18 protein-coding genes and 1 tRNA gene are annotated in these 20,466 nt (G+C 39.9%); 7 read left to right on the top strand and 12 right to left on the bottom strand.

Going from position 1 to position 20,466, the window contains the following annotated elements; genetic code table 11:
- Positions 1-4: 4 nt before the first annotated feature.
- The 7 genes from FRX97_RS04295 to proS all read right to left on the bottom strand — a co-directional run bounded on the left by FRX97_RS04295 (position 5) and on the right by proS (position 4,513).
- Positions 5-700 (bottom strand): YjjG family noncanonical pyrimidine nucleotidase, encoded by a 696-nt coding sequence (locus tag FRX97_RS04295; RefSeq protein WP_170227015.1) that lies wholly within the window; start codon positions 698-700, stop codon positions 5-7.
- Positions 691-1,143 carry a hypothetical protein gene (locus FRX97_RS04290; RefSeq protein ID WP_147013743.1) on the bottom strand — a complete coding sequence of 151 codons (453 nt, stop codon included), beginning with the start codon at positions 1,141-1,143 and terminating at the stop codon, positions 691-693. The genes FRX97_RS04295 and FRX97_RS04290 overlap by 10 nt, the downstream gene beginning before the upstream one ends.
- A 9-nt stretch (positions 1,144-1,152) precedes the next feature.
- Positions 1,153-1,803, bottom strand: coding sequence for a uracil phosphoribosyltransferase (gene upp, locus FRX97_RS04285; RefSeq protein ID WP_147013741.1), 651 nt, complete (start codon positions 1,801-1,803; stop codon positions 1,153-1,155).
- Between the two features lie 49 nt (positions 1,804-1,852).
- Positions 1,853-2,542, bottom strand: a complete 690-nt coding sequence (gene radC, locus FRX97_RS04280; protein WP_147013739.1) for a RadC family protein — start codon at positions 2,540-2,542, stop codon at positions 1,853-1,855.
- Positions 2,543-2,625: 83 nt separating this feature from the next.
- Positions 2,626-2,877, bottom strand: coding sequence for a 30S ribosomal protein S20 (gene rpsT, locus FRX97_RS04275; RefSeq protein WP_147013737.1), 252 nt, complete (start codon positions 2,875-2,877; stop codon positions 2,626-2,628).
- A gap of 26 nt (positions 2,878-2,903) precedes the next feature.
- Positions 2,904-2,975: transfer RNA gene (locus FRX97_RS04270), tRNA-Glu, on the bottom strand.
- Positions 2,976-3,040: 65 nt separating this feature from the next.
- Positions 3,041-4,513: a proline--tRNA ligase gene (gene proS, locus FRX97_RS04265; protein ID WP_147013735.1), complete on the bottom strand. Its 1,473-nt coding sequence runs from the start codon at positions 4,511-4,513 to the stop codon at positions 3,041-3,043.
- 102 nt (positions 4,514-4,615) lie between these two features.
- Between proS and FRX97_RS04260 the strand changes: the two genes are divergently transcribed.
- Positions 4,616-5,854 (top strand): hypothetical protein, encoded by a 1,239-nt coding sequence (locus FRX97_RS04260; protein WP_147013733.1) that lies wholly within the window; start codon positions 4,616-4,618, stop codon positions 5,852-5,854.
- 33 nt (positions 5,855-5,887) lie between these two features.
- The gene (locus FRX97_RS04255; protein WP_147013731.1) at positions 5,888-7,351 is read left to right on the top strand and encodes an OmpP1/FadL family transporter; all 1,464 of its coding nucleotides are present in this window, start codon (positions 5,888-5,890) and stop codon (positions 7,349-7,351) included.
- A 9-nt stretch (positions 7,352-7,360) separates the two neighbouring features.
- On the opposite strand, the gene FRX97_RS04250 is transcribed toward FRX97_RS04255, so the two are convergent.
- The 4 genes from FRX97_RS04250 to rocF all read right to left on the bottom strand — a co-directional run bounded on the left by FRX97_RS04250 (position 7,361) and on the right by rocF (position 11,548).
- Positions 7,361-8,242, bottom strand: coding sequence for a cation diffusion facilitator family transporter (locus tag FRX97_RS04250; protein ID WP_147013729.1), 882 nt, complete (start codon positions 8,240-8,242; stop codon positions 7,361-7,363).
- Positions 8,243-8,353: 111 nt separating this feature from the next.
- Positions 8,354-10,063, bottom strand: coding sequence for a M3 family oligoendopeptidase (locus FRX97_RS04245; protein WP_147013727.1), 1,710 nt, complete (start codon positions 10,061-10,063; stop codon positions 8,354-8,356).
- Positions 10,064-10,103: 40 nt separating this feature from the next.
- Positions 10,104-10,550 (bottom strand): DUF5606 family protein, encoded by a 447-nt coding sequence (locus FRX97_RS04240; RefSeq protein ID WP_147013725.1) that lies wholly within the window; start codon positions 10,548-10,550, stop codon positions 10,104-10,106.
- 59 nt (positions 10,551-10,609) lie between these two features.
- Positions 10,610-11,548, bottom strand: coding sequence for an arginase (rocF, locus tag FRX97_RS04235; RefSeq protein WP_147013723.1), 939 nt, complete (start codon positions 11,546-11,548; stop codon positions 10,610-10,612).
- Between the two features lie 69 nt (positions 11,549-11,617).
- On the opposite strand from rocF, the gene FRX97_RS04230 reads away from it, so the two are divergent.
- On the top strand, positions 11,618-13,003 hold the full coding sequence (locus tag FRX97_RS04230) for a type III PLP-dependent enzyme domain-containing protein (RefSeq protein ID WP_147013721.1): 1,386 nt from the start codon (positions 11,618-11,620) through the stop codon (positions 13,001-13,003).
- A gap of 13 nt (positions 13,004-13,016) precedes the next feature.
- On the opposite strand, the gene FRX97_RS04225 is transcribed toward FRX97_RS04230, so the two are convergent.
- Positions 13,017-13,553 carry a type I restriction enzyme HsdR N-terminal domain-containing protein gene (locus FRX97_RS04225; protein WP_170227014.1) on the bottom strand — a complete coding sequence of 179 codons (537 nt, stop codon included), beginning with the start codon at positions 13,551-13,553 and terminating at the stop codon, positions 13,017-13,019.
- Between FRX97_RS04225 and holA the strand changes: the two genes are divergently transcribed.
- From holA to yidC, 4 genes are all read left to right on the top strand, one after another.
- Positions 13,539-14,489, top strand: a complete 951-nt coding sequence (gene holA / locus FRX97_RS04220) for a DNA polymerase III subunit delta (RefSeq protein ID WP_170227013.1) — start codon at positions 13,539-13,541, stop codon at positions 14,487-14,489. The genes FRX97_RS04225 and holA overlap by 15 nt on opposite strands.
- Positions 14,490-14,521: 32 nt before the next feature.
- Positions 14,522-16,852 carry a TonB-dependent receptor gene (locus FRX97_RS04215; RefSeq protein ID WP_147013715.1) on the top strand — a complete coding sequence of 777 codons (2,331 nt, stop codon included), beginning with the start codon at positions 14,522-14,524 and terminating at the stop codon, positions 16,850-16,852.
- 80 nt (positions 16,853-16,932) lie between these two features.
- Complete coding sequence (locus FRX97_RS04210; protein WP_147013713.1) at positions 16,933-18,561, top strand: CTP synthase; 1,629 nt, start codon at positions 16,933-16,935, stop codon at positions 18,559-18,561.
- Positions 18,562-18,574: 13 nt separating this feature from the next.
- Positions 18,575-20,464, top strand: a complete 1,890-nt coding sequence (yidC, locus tag FRX97_RS04205; RefSeq protein ID WP_147013711.1) for a membrane protein insertase YidC — start codon at positions 18,575-18,577, stop codon at positions 20,462-20,464.
- The last annotated feature ends 2 nt before the right edge of the window (positions 20,465-20,466 follow it).

Raw genomic sequence — 20,466 nt, 5'->3', positions numbered from 1 at the left:
AGATTTATTCTCTGACTAGAGGGATAATATCATTAAGGTCGGACACCTGTTTTACCCTGGTTTTTCGGTATTCGGTAGAAAACCAAATTGGAGTAAAACCAAATTGTTTTGCTCCCCTAACGTCGGCATTCCAGTCGTCTCCGATATAGAAACAGTTTTCCTTATCTGGGGAGCCCGCAAGGTTCCATGCCATTTCAAATATTTTACTCGAAGGCTTTTGGGCATTAGCCATATCGCTAGTCACCATGTTCTGAAAATAGTCTTGTAAACCACTTTCTTTAAGCTTTATTTTTTGGGTAGCCGTAAAGCCATTGGTAATTATGTGAAGTGGAAAATCCTTTGCTAACGAGTCAAGAACTGATAAAGCATTGGGAATAAGATTTTTTTTCTTGGGACATTCACCCAGGTAATAGGTGCTTATTTGCTTAGCGAGATTTTCGTTTTCCAAGCCAAAAGATCTCAAGGTATTATAAAATCTATCTACTCGCAGTGATTCCCTTTCTATTTCACCCGCGGCATATTTTGCCCAATAACTACGATTAATTTTTTCGTAGTATTTATAAAATGGATCAAACGAAATCCCAAAATGTTCTTCCAATTTAAATTCAACAACAATACTGGCAAGGGTTTCTTTGCTATTGCTGTCAAAATCCCAAAGCGTACGATCGAGATCAAAAAATAGGTGCCTTTTTAAGTCCAAAGCGATTTAAGTCCGTTTACTATGGGTTCTGAAAAGTAGGTGAGTACAACCGTCCAAAAGGCACAAACTACAATGTATTTTATCCAAATGTACTTGTCGTGTTTAAAGTACTTAGATGCCAGTAGTGCAGAAATCGGAATAGAAATAATTGGGATGAGTGCTGCAATTCCCCATGCTCCAAATTTGTTTTTTAGACTCACAATTTTCCTGTTTTTCTTGGTGAACACAGGTTTCTTTTTCTTGCTGGGGAATTTCTCTCTAAAGAATTTTTGAATTCTAGTGCCAGCATAGAACAAAACCAAGCACCAGAAACTCGAAGCTCCGAAAACGAAAAGTACAGACTCCAGCTTCGATAAACCCAAAGCCAAAGCACTTCCAGGTCCTAAAACAAATTTTGCACCTACTAAGAACCATAGTAGGATCATCCCTCCAATCTTCTCCATCAATATTTTTTAATCCTTGTAGCCAAAGGCCAAGTCTCCTGCATCACCTAAACCGGGTACAATAAACGAATTTGCAGTCATTTCTTCATCAACGGCGCCCAGCCAAAAATTGGTTTTTGCGGGAAAATGTTCTTGAGCAAACTCTAATCCCTCCTTACTAGCAATTACCGCTACTACGTGTATTTTAGAAGGAGTTCCCAATTCTCTTAAAGCGCGATAAACTTTGGTAATTGATGTCCCAGTAGCAAGCATCGTATCGCAGAGTATAAGTTCTTTTCCTTCTAGATCTGGGCAGCTAAGGTATTCCACTTCAACCTCAAAACCATCATCATTTTTAGAAGGGTTTCTATAGGCAGAGATAAATCCTGAGTCTGCTTTATCAAAAACACTTAATAGTCCTTCGTGTAATGGTAGGCCTGCTCTTAAAATTGTAGTAATAATCGGCCAGTTTTCTGGAACTTGAACCTCGGTAATCCCTAAAGGGGTCTCAACTTCCACCTTTTTGTAGTCGGTAGTTTTAGAAATTTCATAAGCCATTAAGCTTCCTACTCTCTTTAGGTTTTCGCGGAATCTAAGTCTGTCCTTTTGAATTGTGGAACTGCGTAATTCGTATAGGTACTGATTAAGGATGCTGTGCTTTTCTCCAAGAATTTCTACCATACAGAGGTTTTTTCTGAAATATACAAGTTATCCAAAGCATTATTGGGAACTACAATAGATTTTCATCTGCAAAACTCAAATATTGGTCATTGGAAATAATGAGGTGATCCAAAAGGGTAATATCTACCAATTTCAGGGCCTTTTTTACTTTTTCGGTCAAAGCCATGTCGTTGGAACTTGGTTTTAGATTGCCTGATGGATGGTTATGACTTATAATAACACCGCTAGCCAGAACCTGTATGGCTGGCTTTAAGATGAGTCTTACATCTACCACGGTGCCCGAAATACCGCCACTACTTATTTTAAATTGTTCTATCACGCTATTAGCCCTATTGAGGAGTAATACATGAAATTCCTCATGGGGTAAATCTAAATAGCTGGGACAAAGTAGATCAAAGGCCATTTTGCTAGAGGCAATGCGATCTTTGCTTTTTTTGGCAGGAAAGGTCCTTCTTCTGCTTAGCTCAATACATGCAGCTATGGTTACGGCTTTTGCGGTTCCGATGCCTTTAAATTTAAGGAAATCCTTTGTGCTAAGGGAGGCTAGGCGATCGACATTATTGTCGCAGGCGTTAAGAATTTCTCGTGCTAAATCTAGAGCGCTTTTACTCCGGGTTCCCGAACCAAGTAGGATGGCAAGAATTTCTGCGTTGGAAAGGGATTTAGAACCCTGTTGTAATAGCTTTTCACGTGGTTTGTCGTCTGTAGCCCACGCTTTAATAGAAGTGGTGGTAGTCATGGTAGGATTTTCAATATCCTACAAAATAAAAAAAGCGACCCAATTTTGGATCGCTTTTCAAACATTCTTTAGAACTGTAACTCTTAAAGTGAGTTTACGTGTAGAGTAAGTTTCGACTTCAAGTTAGATGCTTTGTTGTCGTGGATAATGTTTTTCTTAGCCAACTTATCCAACATAGAACTAACTAGTGGCAATTGCTTTTCAGCTTCAGCTTTGTCTGTCAAAGCACGTAAAGCACGAACTGCGTTTCTAGCAGTCTTGTGGTAGTACTTGTTCTCTAATCTTTTCTTCTCAGAAGAACGGATTCTTTTTAATGCAGACTTGTGATTTGCCATCTCTTCTTTTCTCTCTTGTTCTTTAGTAGCCCGTAGGGGAATCGAACCCCTGTTTCCAGGATGAAAACCTGGCGTCCTAACCCCTAGACGAACGGGCCGTTGTTCAAATCGGTGGCAAATATACGCGCTTTTCTGATTCTACAACAAAAAATTGAAAAAAAAATTAGTAGGCCCTTGCAAAAAGTACTCTAAACTTGCTTGGAGCCCCCGTCAATACACAGTTTCCGTCCTCTAATTTTTTTTCTAATGGGATGCATCTTATCGTCGCTTTGGTAGCTTCTTTGATCTTCTGCTCGGTTTCTGCAGTTCCATCCCAATGCGCAGATATAAATCCACCCTTTTCAATTTGCTCTTTAAACTCATCCCAACTATTAACCTCGGTTATGGAGTTGTCTAATCTTTCTTTTGCTTTTGTGTAGAGATTCTTTTGGATTTCCTCTAACAAGTACTCAACGTGGTTGGCAACTTCTGCCAATGGAACAAGGTTTTTCTCTCCTGTATCTCTTCTTGCAATTTCCACAGTGCCATTTTCAAGGTCTCTAGGCCCCATAGCAATACGCACAGGAACTCCTTTTAACTCGTACTCAGCAAATTTCCAACCTGGCTTTTTAGTATCATCGTCATCGAAACTAAATGAAATGCCTTTCGCCTTAAACTCTTCTTTGAGTTTATCAGCAACCTCGGCTACACCATTAAGTTGCTCTTCCGATTTATATATAGGCACCATTACTACCTGCTGAGGAGCTAGTTTTGGAGGTACGATTAAACCATTATCATCTGAGTGCATCATTATTAATGCCCCCATTAATCTGGTAGATACACCCCAGCTCGTAGCCCAAACATATTCCTGGCCACCTTCTTTGGTAGCGTATTTTACATCAAATGCTTTTGCGAAGTTTTGCCCTAAGAAATGTGAGGTGCCGGCTTGTAACGCTTTTCCATCCTGCATAAGAGCTTCTATACAATATGTTTCCAAGGCACCTGCGAAGCGCTCCGACTCAGACTTGATTCCTTTAATTACAGGCATGGCCATAAATTCCTCCGCAAAGGTGGCGTACACATCCAACATGCGCTCAGTCTCCTCAATGGCTTCTTCTTTAGTTGCGTGTGCAGTGTGTCCTTCTTGCCATAAGAATTCCGCAGTTCTCAAAAATAAGCGGGTTCTCATTTCCCAGCGTACCACATTCGCCCATTGATTAACCAGGATGGGAAGATTACGGTAAGAGCGGATCCATTTCTTATAGGTGTTCCAAATTATAGTTTCAGAAGTAGGCCTTACGATAAGCTCTTCCTCCAATTTTGCATCTGGATCAACAATTACACCCTTTCCATCTGGATCGTTTTTTAGACGGTAATGGGTAACAACAGCACATTCTTTGGCAAAGCCCTCAACGTGGTTGGCCTCTTTGCTTAGGTAGGATTTAGGAATAAACAGTGGGAAGTATGCATTAACGTGTCCTGTTTCCTTAAACATTTTATCTAGTGCATCCTTCATGGCTTCCCATATTCCAAATCCGTATGGTTTTATAACCATGCAACCTCGTACATCACTGTGTTCGGCAAGGTCTGCGTTAATTACAATATCATTGTACCACTGAGAATAATCTTTAGATCTTGTAGCTATTTTTTGGCCCATTGAAAGTTTGGTATAATAGTTGTTACTTTTAGCGTGGTCAAAGGTAGTATAAATCAAATCTTTTTGATCGTTTGTACGTTGTAGAATAAAAAGGAGCACATTATGAAAACAATAAAATTTTTGATGTGGATAGCACTTGTAACAGGAGTTTATTCTTGTACAGTGTATAACGGTGTTAGTTACGTCGATCCCATCTACAGTTCTCATCCAGATGTGGTGAAAAAACCAGCTCCTGTTGTAGAAGAACCGGTGTACTACGATGATATTCAGGATGATACTTATTCTGAGTCATACGTAGATGAAAATGGAACTACCATTAATAATTATTACGGTACCACCTATAACAGCAGCTACGCTGGAAGGATTAACCGATTTAGAAGGGTGAATCCCGGTTTTGGATATTTCAGCCCGATGTATAATCCAGGCTGGAATTTTGGTTTTGGATTTAATTCATGGGGAGGGTCATCATTTTATATGGGATATAATTCGGGCTTTTACGATCCTTTCTGGGATCCATTTTGGTCTCCTTTTGCTTATGATCCTTGGTTCTGCCCTAGTCCATGGGGCTGGAATGCTTGGAGACCATACTCTTATTGGAGACCTTATTATGCCCCCGTATATGCTTATGGCGATTTTTATGGACCGGGAAACGTAAGAAGGAACCCGGCTAGGTACGGTACCATTCCACGTACCAGAAGTGGTTTTGGATCTGATGATGGTAGGCGTTCTAACGCTCCGGTTGGAATCTACAAAAGTGGTTCAACCAATGATAGACCTACATATAATAATAGAGGAACAAGGTCGGGTGCACAATCAGGAACTACAAGGAAAAACGAACCTAGTAAACCGAGCAACCAGGGTGTTCAACGTCCTACGGCTAGACCAAATTCCCCATCGGGAACCCAAAGACCAACTACAAAACCCAGCTCTCCTGGGGTGCAGCGCCCTATGACTAGACCTTCTACTCCTTCGGGAACGCAACCTTCTACCAGGCCAACACCTCCACCAAGAGGGAGAAGCTATCAACCTAGAACTGAAAATGTTTTAGACGATAACGATAGACCTGCAAATACAGTTCGTAATAACAACAGTGGTACCCGGTCTGTGCAAAGACCGCAGACGCAGCAAAGGAGATCTAGGTCTACCTACCAGCGCTCGAGTAGTCCAAATAGAAGTGGATCTAGTGCGAGACCTCGAAGTAGTAATTCAGGGAGATCAAGTGGTTATTCTAGATCCTCCGGAAGTTCAAGGTCTAGTTATTCGAGACCCTCAGGTGGAAGTTCGAGGTCTTCAAGTCCTGCGAGATCAAGCAGATCATCAAGGTCGTCAAGACCTAGGTAGGTTAAGCTTTTCATGAATTAAAAAATCCCCACAATGAAGAATTATTTAAAGGTGCTGCTAGGGCAGCTTGTAATAGTATTGTTTGGTTTTTCCGAGACCTATGGGCAATCGGTACTTGATCCCTACTACTTTTCGGGTAGTGGACCAGTAGGAACTGCACGTTATACCTCAATGGGAGGAGCCTTTGCAACTTTAGGAGGCGATATTTCAGGTGTTTCAACTAACCCAGCTGGTGGAGCAGTATTTGTAAATCATCAAATCGATTTATCTCTTGGGATCGCAGGTTTTGAAACGCAGGTAGATAGAGGAGAAGGAACCCGATTTCAAATTAATATGCCTTCAGCGGGTGTGATGTTTAGTATTCCGGTAGCAGAATCGAAGTGGAAGGCCATTAATTTTGGACTCACCTCTAGTCGCATTAAAAACTTTGGAAGAAACATCGAGTATAGCGACCAAGTTAATGCTCCAAATTCTTTTGTCGATTTTCTTTTAGCGGATGCAGGCACCATTCCTCCCAGCGAACTGGCTGATAATTCATTCTTCGGTGCGATGGCTTACGATACTTATATCCTAGAATGGGATGAAAATACGGGTTCGTATTATACCTATGCGGGTGGAAGTTCGGAGCAACGAGTAATTTACAAGCGTGCAGGTAGGAATACAGATTACGATTTAAATTTTAGCGCTAATTACGACAACCGATTGTATCTAGGAGTAAACCTAGGAGTTGGGAATATGGAAATTAAGGACGAAATGCAAAACATAGAGTCCTTTAATGATACCTTAGAAAAGGTGGAGTTTAGAGATGATCTTATTCGATCTGGAAGTGCTTTGCTATTTAAGTTGGGGGCAATTTACCGGGTTAATAAAAATATCAGGGTAAGTGCATTTTATCATGCTCCAAGGCATTACCGTTTATTAACGACCTATACCGCTAGGTTGGAGTCAGGTTTCGAAGATAATTCGGGTTACCGAATCAATGATGGTTTTGAATTCGAATACCTACTGAGATTACCTTCGCGTTATGGAGGAGGGGTAGCAGTAGTGCTTCCAAAAGCAGGGGTATTCTCTATTGAGGCCGAAAAAACAAGACTTCAAAATGCCTTTTTGGGTTATTACGATCCCGGCGATGGTGCCTTTGATGCCGATAAATCTTTCTTTAACAGCGAAAACGTAGATATAGCTCAGAATTATGTTGATCTAATAAGCATTAGGGCGGGAGCGGAAATCAAAATTTCCAATGTGGCATTACGTGCAGGAATTAATTACCAAAGTCAACCATTTGCTAACAAAACCGATGCATTGCTAAGCAGATACAAACCGAGAATGTTCTATACCGGTGGGATAGGACTAAGGTTGAATAAGAATACCAGCCTTGATTTCTTTGGGACCTACGCTTCTTACAGAGAAAACTTTTTTCCATATAGCGGGGGCTTAAATAAGGAAATTAAAATTTCAGAAATATCAATCGGGACGGGACTTAGCCTGTACTTTTAGTCTATAGAATTACCAGTCGAACTCAACAGCAACCATTTCAATTTGGAATTTGCGCTGAACTCGGTTGGTAATTTCTCTTTTTAGGAATCGATATTCATAGATTTCTCCGGGGTAGAGCTTTAGGCGGATAATCGCCGCATTCTTTTTCTCGGCAATTTGCCATACCTGGATTTTATCCACCGCCACTATGGTATCGAACTTATTATATAAATCTGTCCTGATTTTTTTAGGCAAATTCTTATTTGGACAGAGGTCTAACAGTAATCCTCCCGAAATCCAAATGGTTCCAAAACTCCAGCGGGCAACTACGGCAGTTATTATTAACCCCAAAATACCAGAGAAAAAATATAGCTGGGTGGCCCAAATGATTCCAACAACCAATATTAATAAGGTAGAAAGTAAGGCGTTTGCCAAAAAGTGCGTTCCAAGGTTCTTTTTTTGAGATTGAGTATTCTTTGTTCCTTGAAGAAATAATAAGGAAATAAAGTTGGTACAGACATCCAAGAGTGCAATCTCCATAAGAAACTCTATGGTGTGAACTTCGGGGAACAGTACCTGGTTGATGGAGTAGTATCCCACAATAAAACAGATAAACAGCATGCTAATTCCTGCTGAAAAATCGAATAGGTTGGATAATTTACCATAGCCAAGGGGGTAATTTGGATTGCAACCTTTTTCGGTAAATCTTTTCTGAAGCCTTTCGGATACAACTGATAATAGATGACTTAGGGTCCGAAGCGAACAGGCAAGGATGATTAAATTTTCCAGGATAAATCCATAGAAGACTTCAAAAAGAAAAACTAATCCAGGAATTAGCAGCGCAAAGGAAAAGATGTTGTTAGGTTCTAACCTATTGCGGTTTAGGGAAATTGGAAATGAAGTTGTCGTCATAATTTGCCATTTGAAATTATGACTGAAAACAACAGATTACGCTTTAACCAAAAACGAGCTAAAGATTATTATTGGGTAAAAAAAAGGTCACCCTAAAGTGACCTTTCTTATTTACTGCATTTTGGATTCGACAAAGCTTGCCAATTCCTTTATATAATTTGGGCTAAAGTCGAACCTAATTCCTGCGGTTTTGTATATCTCTGGGATGGTCTTGGTGTAACCTAGGCTTAATGCTTTTTTAAATTTCTCAAGCGTTTCCGATGGATTTTTTTCATAGTTCATCCAAACCGCTATTGCTCCCAACTGCGCAAACCCATATTCTATGTAGTAGAAGGGAACTTCGAAAAGGTGCATTTGTTTCTGCCACATTTTTTCGAGGTATTTTTCGCAGCCACTGTAGTCTACTACATCGGGGTGGAATTCTTTAAATATCTCAATCCAGGCTTTGTTTCTATCCTTTTCAGAATGTTGTGGGTTCTCGTAAATCCAGTGCTGGAATTTATCGATGGTTGCTACCCATGGTAATACGTCTAATACACGCTCCAGCTGATCTGCTATGGCTCGTTGGAGGTCATCAGAATTCGGGTAAAAATCTTCCCAACCGGCAACCATACTAATAAGCTCGGTGCTCATACTGGCAAGCTCTGCAACTTCAGATGGGAAGCTTTTAAATCCAGTTACTTTGAAATCTTTTGTTAGAAAAGAATGTACCGCATGTCCTCCCTCGTGCATCATGGTAATTACATCACTATGTGTACCAGCGGCGTTCATAAAGATAAATGGAACACCTATTTCATAAAGGGGGTAATTGTATCCTCCTGGAGCTTTTCCTTTTCGCGACTCCAAATCCAAATGCCCCATCTTATCCATTATTTTGAGGCAATCCGAGAAATATGGATCAATTTTCGCAAAAACATTAACCGATTTTTCGAGTAGTTCTTTTCCATCCGTAAATGGGGTGAGAGGCTCTTTTCCAATTGGATCTACAGCTAAATCCCATGGCTTTAGACTTGATACACCTAGCTTTTCCCTGCGCTCTTCTAGCATTTTCCCTACTAATGGAACAATATGCTTTTTCACGCTTTCGTGGAAGCTTTTGCAGTCTTCTACACCATAATCAAACCTGCCCATGGATTTGAATTTATAGTCCCTGAAGTTTTCGAAGCCTGCATTTTCTGCTACTTTCTGGCGTTTGCTCACCAGTTTGTCAAATAGGCCATCAAGTTTTTCCCTATCCTCAAATCTTCTTTCTTGGATTTTAAAGTAGGCTTCTTCTCTAATTTTTCGGTCTGTCTTCTTCAGCAACTTACCTGCTTGCTGCATGGTAAGCTCTTTGCCATCCCACTCCACGGTCATGGCTCCGCTTATGGCGCCAAATTCTTTTGATAGATTGGAGATTTCGGTGAAAAGGGCAATGTTTTCCTCGCGGTATATCTCTATATCCTTGGCGATATTTCGGAAGTAATTTTTGTAAAGTAAGCTTTCTGGTAACCTTTCTTTTCCCGGTGCAGCTTGGATTTTTTTGTTAAGTCTATCTCCAATTGGGGCTATTTTCGGTTGAATTTCGTTGATGAAGTAGGTGTAATTATCAACGTATTCCTTGTTGGCCGTGTCGCATGTCATGCGAATATATCTCCAAGCTCCTGCTTCTTCTAAAACGGCTTCAACCTCGCTCAAGTCGAAAATGAAATTTTCTAAATCTGCAGCATTTTCAATAACACGCTCTTCTAACTGCTCAAGAAAAGGAGCAATATCTTCCCACTTTTCAATTTTTAAGTCTAGTGGAAGAAATCTTCTTGTTTTTCTTTCTACAACTTCCATATCTTTGGGTACAAAAAAAGGAGGCGAACCTCCTTTTTGATTATTTTTTGTCTTCTGTATCGTCGCTTTCTTCAATAATTTCAGCATCCTCAGTTGGAGCAGAAACCTCTTCGAAGTAATCGTTTTCGTGAAGGAGGTTGTACCAAGCAAATAACTTTTTTAGATCCGAGGCGTAAACTCGTTCTCTGTCAAAATCTGGCAAAACCTTCTCGAATAACCCTTCAAGCTCCTCATTGGAGGCCTTTGGATTTTCTACTTTTTTTCCTCCTTGCACTTCATAGATTTTTGGGAAAATCTCTTTTAGAGGCACATCCTCTTCGTACGTGTACATGGATATATCTTCTAAAGCACTGATTTTGTGTGTGGCAAGGGCTGGAATTCTTTTCCCATCAATTAAAGACTCCACAAGAAGTCCCTTCATTGATCTACTTACTATTTTATATAAACCAGGTTTACCGGCAATTGCAATTATTCCTTCTAAATTCATTCTTGTCTATTTCGGGCGCCAAAAATAAGAATCATTATCTCAATTAATAGCGCTTCAAATTAATTCCACGAAAAAAGTCCTCTCAGAATATCTAATGAGGCTTTGGCCATTTTGTTCTCGTTATCTAACATTGGGTTTATTTCAACGATCTCTAAGGCACAAACTTTAGGGCTGTTTAAGAGTGTTTTTAACAAAGTAGTGGCTTCGTCCTTAGTGTATCCATTTTTTACGGGAGTCCCAGTTCCCATCGAAACAGAAGGGTCCATGCTGTCCACATCAAAAGAAATATAGATTGCGTCGCAATGAGACAATTTATCCAATGCAGTTTTAGCGCTGTTTTCAATCCCAATTTTTCTACAGCCACTAACTGTTAAATTAGGTATAGACAATTTCTCTACGATGATATCTTCTTGCTCTTCGGTGTCTCTAACCCCCATGTAAATGATATCGTCAGCCTTTATTTTAGGTTGTTTGCCACCAACGTTTTTAAGCTTTTCCCACTGGGTGGTTTCCTCGGGGTTGAGGTCGTTAATTTGCTGTTCTTTATTGTCGAAGTGTAAGGCGGCGCCCAAAGGCATCCCATGTACATTTCCACTAGGAGTTGTATAGGGACTATGAATATCGGCATGTGCATCCACCCAAATTACCCCTAGTCTCTTTTCTCCAATATGCTTTTTTATTCCGGCAATACTTCCTCCTGCAGTAGAATGGTCTCCAGCAATAATAAGCGGGAATTTCCCCGAATCCAGAGTTTTAGATATGGCTTCGCAAGCGTGCTCGTAAAATTTAACAATCCCCTTTAGGTAATGGGCATTTGGAGTAGGGTCCGGCTGGTTTAGCATGGTGTTATCAGCTGTAACCCTTTCGTATTCAGTTTCTAGGTAAGAACTACAAGCTTGCTCAACCGCTTCTAGTCTCAGGGCATCTACTCCAAGACTTGCACCTCGTGTGCCCGCTCCTAGGTCGCATGGCACTTCTATTATTTTTAATTTTCGCATTATTGTGTTCTTTGTTGTTTATAGCAAGAAAACTGCTCTATTTGCAGTTGCAAAAAATCGGTAGCAAAAATGCAAAGTTACTCTGAATTCTTAGACCTGAGCGTTGGATTTCCTCAAGAGGGATTTAACGTTGTGGATAACGAATTGTATTTCCACGACTTAAATCTCATGGAGATGATAGAGACTTATGGAACCCCGCTTAAGTTTACCTACTTGCCCATTATTTCGCGAAATATACAGCAGTGTAAAATATGGTTCCAACGTGCAATGTTAAAAAACCAATATCGCGGTACTTACCAATATTGTTATTGCACCAAAAGCTCTCATTTTAAGTTTGTTTTAGAAGAAGCACTTAAGAATGATATTCACATAGAGACCTCGTCGGCATTTGATATTCCCATTATACATCACCTTGAAAAGCAAGGGAAAATCGACAAGAATATTCTTGTAATATGCAACGGGTTTAAGAGGCAGTCGTATAAGCAATATATTGTGGACTCTATCCGCGAAGGTTTTACCAATATTATTCCCGTTTTAGATAATAAAGAGGAGTTTTTGTTTTACGATGATGAGCTAGACCAGCCGGTAACGCTTGGTATGCGAATAGCTGCAGAAGAGCAGCCAGATTCTCAATTTTATACCAGCCGACTGGGAATTAGAAGTGAGGATATTATTCCGTTTTGGCAAGAACGCATTCGTCCACATAAGAACTTTAAAGTAAAGCTGCTTCACTTTTTTATCAATTCTGGGATTACCGATACTCCATATTATTGGAATGAATTAGAAAAGCACGTTACGCTGTATTGCGAGTTCAAAAAAATAAACCCCGACCTATGCATGTTAGATATAGGTGGTGGATTTCCATTTAAAAACTCTCTTAGTTTCGATTTCGACTACGAATACATGGTAGATGAAATTGTAAAGCGTATCAAAGAAATTTGTGCTGAACATGGGGTTCACGAACCTGATTTGGTTACGGAATTCGGAAAATATACCGTGGCCGAGGCCTCTGGGGTGTTGTATAAGGTGTTGGGAAGAAAACAACAAAACGACAGGGAAAAATGGTTCATGTTAGATGGATCTTTTATTACCGACCTTCCTGATATCTGGGCTTTAAATCAGAGATATATTTTACTTCCAGTAAACAATTGGAATCATACCTATGAAAAGGTAAATATGGGTGGGATAACTTGCGACGGAATGGATTATTACAACCAGGAGGCGCACGTTAATAACATATTTATGCCCAAAACCAGAAAGATGCAGTACGTTGGATTTTTTCATACCGGAGCGTATCAAGAGGTACTTTCAGGGTATGGCGGAGTACATCATTGTCTCCTACCAAGTCCTAAGCATGTGTTAATTAAAAAGAACAAAGACGAAACGATTCAGTACGAGGTGTTCGGAGAAGAACAAAACTCCAGACAAACACTAAAATTATTGGGTTATACCTAAAAAAGGTGTCGTCCTATATCTTTTGAAATTTGGGAAGCTCGGTTAAGAAATTGGGCTTCCCATTTTTTATTTCCACCCCATAGAAATCGGTTCCATTAGAAACTAGGAGGTACGGAACGTTTAAAATAATGTTGTACTTAAAGATTTGGTCAAAAGTGCTTTGGGTTATGGGAACCGAAGGTCTTTTGCACTCTACTAGAAATACGGGTTGGGCATTTTCGCCGAAAACCACAATGTCGAATCGATATTGTTTGTTAAGGTGTTTTATTCCCTTTTCAACGGCAATCCAACTTTTAGGGTAGCCCAATTCATGGTGGATATACCATGCGACAAATTGTCTAACTTCTTCTTCAGGAGTGTTTACAATCCATTTGCCACGGTATTCATCCCATATCTGCTCTCCCTTTTCGGAAGGTCTAATTTTCAGTTGAAATTTCACCTTATTCTGCTTCTTACCCTTGGCAAATAAAAGTATTTTCGCGCTGTGACTTTCGAAAATATTATATCGGATATAAAGCAGCGGAAATTTTCTCCTTTGTACTTTCTTCAAGGGGAGGAAGATTTCTTTATTGATAAGATCCACGATGCTATTGCTGAAACTGTTCTTAGGGAAGAGGAGCGCGATTTTAATCAATCTATCTTTTACGGTAAGGATACCCAGGTAAGTCAGATTATTGAAAGCGCACGTCGTTTTCCGATGATGGCAGAGTATAATCTGGTTATTGTTCGCGAGGGACAATCACTAAAGAAAATTGAGGAATTAGAACCTTATGCTAAAAATCCAACAAGTAGTACAGTACTGGTGGTTTTATATAAGGGGAAAAAGCTAGATGGAAGAAAGTCATTTGCCAAAACGGTGGCAAAACAGGGGGTGCTATTCGAGAGTAAAAAGCTCTACGATAACCAGGTTGCACCATGGTTAAGCGATTATGCCCGTTCCAAAAAGGTAAATTTAGGGTTGCATGCCCAGCAACTATTGGTAGAAAACTTAGGTTCCAATTTAGGGCAGCTCGCAAATGCTATTGAGAAGCTAGGGATTATCCTCCCAGAAGGAACTGAGGTGAGCCCTAAACATGTCGAGCAATACATTGGTATTAGTAGGGAGTACAATGTATTTGAATTTATAAATGCGATAGGAAATAAAGATGTAAAGCGGGTATATGAAATTGCTGAGCATTTCGGAAATAATCCTAAAAACAATCACCCAATTTTGGTAATCGGTCAATTGGCTGAGTTTTTCTACAAACTCATGATGATTCATTTCTCATCGAGTAAGGATAAGAACCAAATTTGCAGTTTAATAGGTATCAAACCCTTTTTCTTCGGGCAATACATGCAGGCTGCAAAAAACTATCCTGCCAAAACGGTTGTGAAGATTTATTCTAAACTCCGCGAGTATGATATGCGATCAAAGGGCAAGAATAACGGGGGGACAGATGAGGGAGGATTGCTCCGAGAACTCAGTTTTTACATATTAAATTACTAGTTTTGCAGCCGCAATTTCCAATACCTTATATCTTGAAACTCCTTAAATACCTACTCCTTTTTTTACCCCTATTCATTGGTGCAAACAAAATTTCCGCACAGGGTAAAACTGGAGGAACCGTACGGGGGTTTGTATACGATAAGGGCAACGGTTCTGCCATTCTTTTTACCAATGTTTTCTTAGATGGAACTTCCTATGGAGCTACTACGGATGAAAACGGATTTTTCAGTTTTGGTAATGTGCCCGAAGGGAATTACACCCTAAAAATTAAGTCTTTTAATTATCAGGAGTATTCGGAGGATATAGAGATAACCAAAGGGGGATTGATTTCGCGGAAGATATATCTAGAGGCTTCAGCTATTGAAATGGATGAGGTTGAGGTAAGCGCCGAAAGAAGTAGAAATACTACTCAGGTAAAAATGTCGGTTACCAAGATTTCGCCAAAGGAAATTAAGGCGCTCCCCTCGGTGGGTGGTCAGCCCGATTTAGCTCAATATCTACAAGTACTTCCCGGTGTTATTTTTACTGGAGATCAAGGTGGACAATTATATATCCGTGGTGGGTCGCCCATTCAAAACCTTGTTTTGTTGGATGGAATGACCATTTATAATCCTTTCCACTCCATTGGTTTATTTTCGGTTTTTGATACCGAAATTATCTCAAATGCAGATGTATATACCGGAGGATTTAATGCCAGATACGGCGGGCGAATTTCTTCTGTTATGGACATTAAAACTAGAGCAGGTAATAAAACTCGAAACTCTGGTAAAATAGGGGTGAACCCATTTGGAGCTAGACTTTTATTAGAAGGCCCCTTAAAAAAGCTGGATGAAGAAACAGGATTATCTACCAGCTACATTTTGTCGGCGAAAACATCCTACCTAGAGCAAAGTGCCAACCAGTTTTATAGTTATGCTTCAGAGGACGGATTGCCCTATACTTTTACCGATTTGTACGGGAAGTTGTCATTTAATTCAAGATCTGGATCGCAGTTTAATTTGTTTGGTTTTAACTTCCAGGATAACGTAAACTACCAAGGGGTTTCGCAGCTGGGATGGAACAGTTACGGATTTGGTTCTCACTTTCTAGCAGTGCCGTCGGCATCACCGGTAATTATTGAAGGGAATTTTGCTTACTCACAATACGGGATTTCATTGCAGGAAGAAGGGCTTTCAGAAAGATCTAGTTCAGTAGGTAACTTTAATCTTGGTCTAAATTTTAAATATTTCAACGGGGATAACGAAACGCGTTATGGGTTTAACGTGTACGGAATAAGAACCACTTTCGATTATTTCAACCGTTTTGGAGCAGGATTTAATACTAGTGATAACGCTACCGAAATGGCGCTGTACTTCTTAAAGAAATTTAAGGCGGGGTCTTTTGTGTTTGAACCCAGTATACGTACCCATTATTATGCCTCAGTTTCTGAGTTTGTTGTTGAGCCTAGGTTGGGGGTAAAGTATAATCTTAGTGAATTTGTACGATTAAAGGCTGCCACGGGAAGATATTCTCAAAACCTTATTGCCGGTAATTCCGACAGGGATGTAGTTAATTTATTCTATGCCTTTTTAAGTTCTCCAACCAACTTGCCAGAGACCTTTGTAAATGAAAATGGTGAGCGAGTGAGTATAGACTCCAAATTGCAGAAAGCAGATCACTTTATTGGTGGAGTGGAGTTAGATGTCACCAAGAGATTCTCTATAAATGCTGAAGCGTACTTTAAAAACTTTAGACAACTCACCAACGTAAACCGAAACAAAATATTCGAGGATAACTTGGCAAATGAGGGAAGACCCGAGGAGCTAAGAAAGGACTACGTACTAGAAACTGGAGATGCTAAAGGACTGGATTTTACATTTAAGTACAATGCTCCAAGGTACTACGTGTGGCTGGTTTATTCTCTTGGGAAAGTTACCCGTTGGGACGGGGAGAAGTATTACCCTCCAGTATTTGATAGAAGGCATAACTTAAATTTTGTGAGTTCGGTTTTTCTTGGAAAAAAGAGAAATTGGGAGCTAAGCGGAAGATGGAACTTTGGAACCCCATTTCCATTTACACAAACAAGAGGCTTTTTCGAGCAACTGACATTTAACGGTGGATATAATTCTGATTTCACTGATGAAAACGGAAGTTTTGCGATAGAAAATGGTGGCCTTAATCAAGGTCGTTTAAGTACTTATCACAGGTTTGATTTATCTCTCAAGCACACCTGGGAAATCTCGGAGCACAGGTCATTAGAAACGGTAGTTTCTGTTACCAATGTGTACAACAGAAATAACATTTTCTACATCGATGCTATTCGAGGGAACAAAGTTTATCAACTTCCCATCTTACCGAGTTTAGGAGTTACCTACACCTTTTAATAGCGTATTTAATAGGATATAATCCGGGGCAAGGAGCAATTATTTAGTAACTTTGTGCCCCGTAGTTACACAACGGAATTATGGCATCTGCTACCAAGTACATATTCGTAACCGGCGGGGTTACATCATCATTAGGAAAGGGAATTATTTCTGCTTCCCTTGCTAAACTTTTACAGGAACGTGGCTTCTCTGTTACCATTCAAAAATTAGATCCGTATATCAATGTAGATCCCGGAACATTAAATCCTTACGAGCATGGAGAATGTTTTGTAACGGAAGATGGTGCAGAAACCGATTTGGATTTAGGTCACTATGAGCGTTTCCTAAATACTCCTACCTCGCAAGCGAACAATGTAACTACAGGTAGAGTTTACCAAACCGTAATTGAAAAAGAGCGTAAGGGTGAGTTTTTGGGAAAAACCGTGCAGGTAATTCCACATATCACCGATGAAATTAAGCGCCGCATTCAAATTCTCGGTAATAAAGGAACTTACGATTTTGTTATCACCGAGATTGGTGGAACGGTAGGTGATATCGAGTCCCTTCCCTACATAGAATCTGTTCGTCAGATGTTATGGGAGCACCAGGGCGATTGTCTAGTTATCCACCTTACACTTATTCCATATTTAAGTGCTGCTGGTGAGTTGAAAACCAAGCCTACTCAGCACAGTGTTAAAGCCTTATTAGAAGTTGGAGTTCAGCCACATATCTTGGTTTGTAGAACCGAACATGAAATAGGAGAGAGCCTTAAGAAGAAAATAGCTTTATTCTGTAACGTTTCTGCCGATTCTGTAATCGAGTCTATGGATGCATCCTCTATTTATGATGTACCGTTGATGATGCAAAAGGAGAAACTTGATGAGGTTGTATTACGCAAATTAGGTTGTCCTATGGGGCACGAACCTAATTTGGATGAATGGAAAGAGTATCTACATAAATTCAAAAACCCTAAGCATACGGTTAATATTGGGTTAGTAGGAAAGTACACCGAATTACAGGATGCATACAAGTCCATTTCGGAGGCGTTTAACCACGCAGCTTCGGCTTCGGAGACCAAGATCAACATGACTTGGATTCACTCTGAAACTATCCATTCCAAGAATGTAGATGCTAAATTGGCCGGTTTAGATGGTGTTTTAGTAGCTCCTGGATTTGGAGGTAGAGGAGTTGAAGGAAAGATCAATACCATCAGATATTGTAGAGAAAACGGAGTTCCATTTTTCGGAATCTGTTTAGGAATGCAATGTGCAGTAATAGAGTTCGCCAGAAATGTGCTGAAGCTGCCAGAGGCACACACCCTAGAGATTGATCCAGAAAGTCCTAATCCGGTAATTAACCTAATGGAGGATCAGAAGGATATTACCCATATGGGAGGAACCATGCGTTTGGGAGCTTACACATGTAATCTTAAACCAAACACCCTTGCCCACGAAATTTATGGTAGAACCGAAATAAGTGAAAGACACCGCCATAGATTCGAATTTAATAGCGATTACAAATCGCGTTTCGAAGAAAATGGAATGGTAGCAAGTGGAATAAACCCGGATACCAACCTAGTAGAAATTGTGGAAATTCCAGAGCACCCCTTCTTTATCGGTGTTCAGTTCCATCCAGAATATAAAAGCACAGTTCACAACCCACACCCATTGTTTGTGTCCTTTGTGAAAGCAACGCTAAAAGTTAAAGAAAAAGAAGCTGTAAAAGCTTAATTACCATTGATTTATGGATAGAAATTCGCTAATGGGCATGGTGCTCATTGTACTTATTTTAGTAGGGTACAATTATTTTACCGCCCCATCCGAAGAAGAAATTAAGGCAGAAAAAGCCAGACTGGATTCTATTGCTCGTGTAGAAGCAGAAGTTACCGATAGCCTCAGTGATTTAAATGAATCCGCAGTTTTAAAGCCTTCAGTAGATTCCACAGTTCCTGCTGTAGATTCTATTCAGCTTGCGGCTCAAGAGCTACTGCTTAAAGAGAAGTTTGGAGTTTTTGCTTCAGCTAGCAAGGGGAATGAAAAGGAATTTGAAATTGCCACTCCTAAATTTACGCTAACCTTCTCTAACAAGGGAGCAAGTATTAAGGATATAGTCCTTAAAGATTACTTAACCTATGGAGGTAAGCCAGTTCATCTGTTTGATCAGGAATATCAAAATTTCGAGATTGTTTTTGCTGAAAACAACGGTAAGTTGGTTTCAACAAAGGATCTATTCTTTACCGGAAAATTCAAACAAAAAACATTTGTTGAGGAAAGCGATAGCCTGAAGTTAAAATATGCAGCCAAAGGCAGTAGCGGAGAAAAACTTGAAGTGGTGTATACCATTTTTGGAGACCGTTATGATATACGCCAAGAAATTGTTCCTGTGGGACTAAATAATTTCTTTACTGGGCAAAATAGAGCCAGATTTTCTTGGTCATCAGCTGGATATAACCTAGAAAAACATCTTGAGACCGAAAAGCAAAGATGTTCGGTATACTACACCCTGAAAGGGGAGGATAGAGATTATCTTACTGAAAATGGTGATGATGAAGAGGTCATTGAAGAACCCATCGAGTGGATTGCTTTCAAACAGAACTTCTTTTCTACTGTTATTATAGACGAAAAAGGATTTGCACCTTTAGATGCCAAGTTGCTTGTAAAAGATCCCCAGGATACTGTTCACACCAAGATGTATGCAGCAACTGCAGCCTTAAATCCAACCGCTTTAAATACGGCAAGCTACCGATGGTATTTTGGGCCAAATGATTACCACATTTTAAACAGTTACGAGGTAAATGAGCTAGATCGAATCATAGATTTTGGTTGGGGAATTTTTGGCTGGGTAAACAAGTATTTCATCGTCCATGTATTTAGACTGCTCGAGTCTATTAACATGAGCTATGGACTAATTATCCTGGTGCTAACCATTTTAATCAAACTGATTTTATCTCCGCTTACCTACAAGAACTTTGTGTCTTCGGCTAAAATGCGGGTTTTGAAACCTCAAATCGAGGAAATAAACCAAAAGCATAAAAATGCTGATCCCATGAAAAAGCAGCAGGAGATCATGGGCTTGTATCGAAAAACAGGGGTGAATCCCTTGGCAGGATGTATTCCAATGCTATTTCAAATGCCTATTCTGTATGCTATGTTTAGGTTTTTCCCAGCTTCTATAGAGCTAAGGCAAGAGTCCTTTTTATGGGCGGATGACCTTTCATCATACGACAGTATTCTAGACCTTCCTTTCGAAATACCATTTTATGGAGACCACGTTTCCCTGTTTACACTATTAATGTGTATTTCAACTATTGGGTACACGGCCATGAATAGTAGCCAAATGCCTCAGCAGCAAGAGGGAATGCCTAACATGAAGGTGATGATGTACATCTTCCCAATTTTCATGCTGTTTTTCTTCAATAATTTTTCTTCTGGACTTAGTTATTACTATTTTACGGCAAACCTTCTTTCTATAACTCAGATGTGGGTAATTAAGAATTACATCATTGATGAGAAAAAAATCTTGGAGAAAATCCAGGAGAATAAAGAGAAAAATAAGGGGAAGGGGAAAAGTAAATTTCAGAAAAGACTAGAGGAAATGGCCAAGCAAAAAGGTTATAACCTCCCTAAGAACTAAAG

This window comes from Luteibaculum oceani, from assembly GCF_007995015.1.
Lineage (GTDB): Bacteria > Bacteroidota > Bacteroidia > Flavobacteriales_D > Luteibaculaceae > Luteibaculum > Luteibaculum oceani.
This window is presented reverse-complemented; position numbering and strand designations above follow the sequence as displayed.

Coding starts and splice junctions, on each gene's coding strand:
- proS (WP_147013735.1), bottom strand. CDS start 4,513: ATGGGCCAAAAAATAGCTACAAGATCTAAAGATTATTCTCAGTGGTAC.
- FRX97_RS04240 (WP_147013725.1), bottom strand. CDS start 10,550: ATGAATTTAGAAGGAATAATTGCAATTGCCGGTAAACCTGGTTTATAT.
- radC (WP_147013739.1), bottom strand. CDS start 2,542: ATGACTACCACCACTTCTATTAAAGCGTGGGCTACAGACGACAAACCA.
- FRX97_RS04210 (WP_147013713.1), top strand. CDS start 16,933: ATGGCATCTGCTACCAAGTACATATTCGTAACCGGCGGGGTTACATCA.
- yidC (WP_147013711.1), top strand. CDS start 18,575: ATGGATAGAAATTCGCTAATGGGCATGGTGCTCATTGTACTTATTTTA.
- FRX97_RS04250 (WP_147013729.1), bottom strand. CDS start 8,242: ATGACGACAACTTCATTTCCAATTTCCCTAAACCGCAATAGGTTAGAA.
- FRX97_RS04290 (WP_147013743.1), bottom strand. CDS start 1,143: ATGGAGAAGATTGGAGGGATGATCCTACTATGGTTCTTAGTAGGTGCA.
- FRX97_RS04230 (WP_147013721.1), top strand. CDS start 11,618: ATGCAAAGTTACTCTGAATTCTTAGACCTGAGCGTTGGATTTCCTCAA.
- FRX97_RS04245 (WP_147013727.1), bottom strand. CDS start 10,063: ATGGAAGTTGTAGAAAGAAAAACAAGAAGATTTCTTCCACTAGACTTA.
- rpsT (WP_147013737.1), bottom strand. CDS start 2,877: ATGGCAAATCACAAGTCTGCATTAAAAAGAATCCGTTCTTCTGAGAAG.
- rocF (WP_147013723.1), bottom strand. CDS start 11,548: ATGCGAAAATTAAAAATAATAGAAGTGCCATGCGACCTAGGAGCGGGC.
- upp (WP_147013741.1), bottom strand. CDS start 1,803: ATGGTAGAAATTCTTGGAGAAAAGCACAGCATCCTTAATCAGTACCTA.
- FRX97_RS04260 (WP_147013733.1), top strand. CDS start 4,616: ATGAAAACAATAAAATTTTTGATGTGGATAGCACTTGTAACAGGAGTT.
- FRX97_RS04255 (WP_147013731.1), top strand. CDS start 5,888: ATGAAGAATTATTTAAAGGTGCTGCTAGGGCAGCTTGTAATAGTATTG.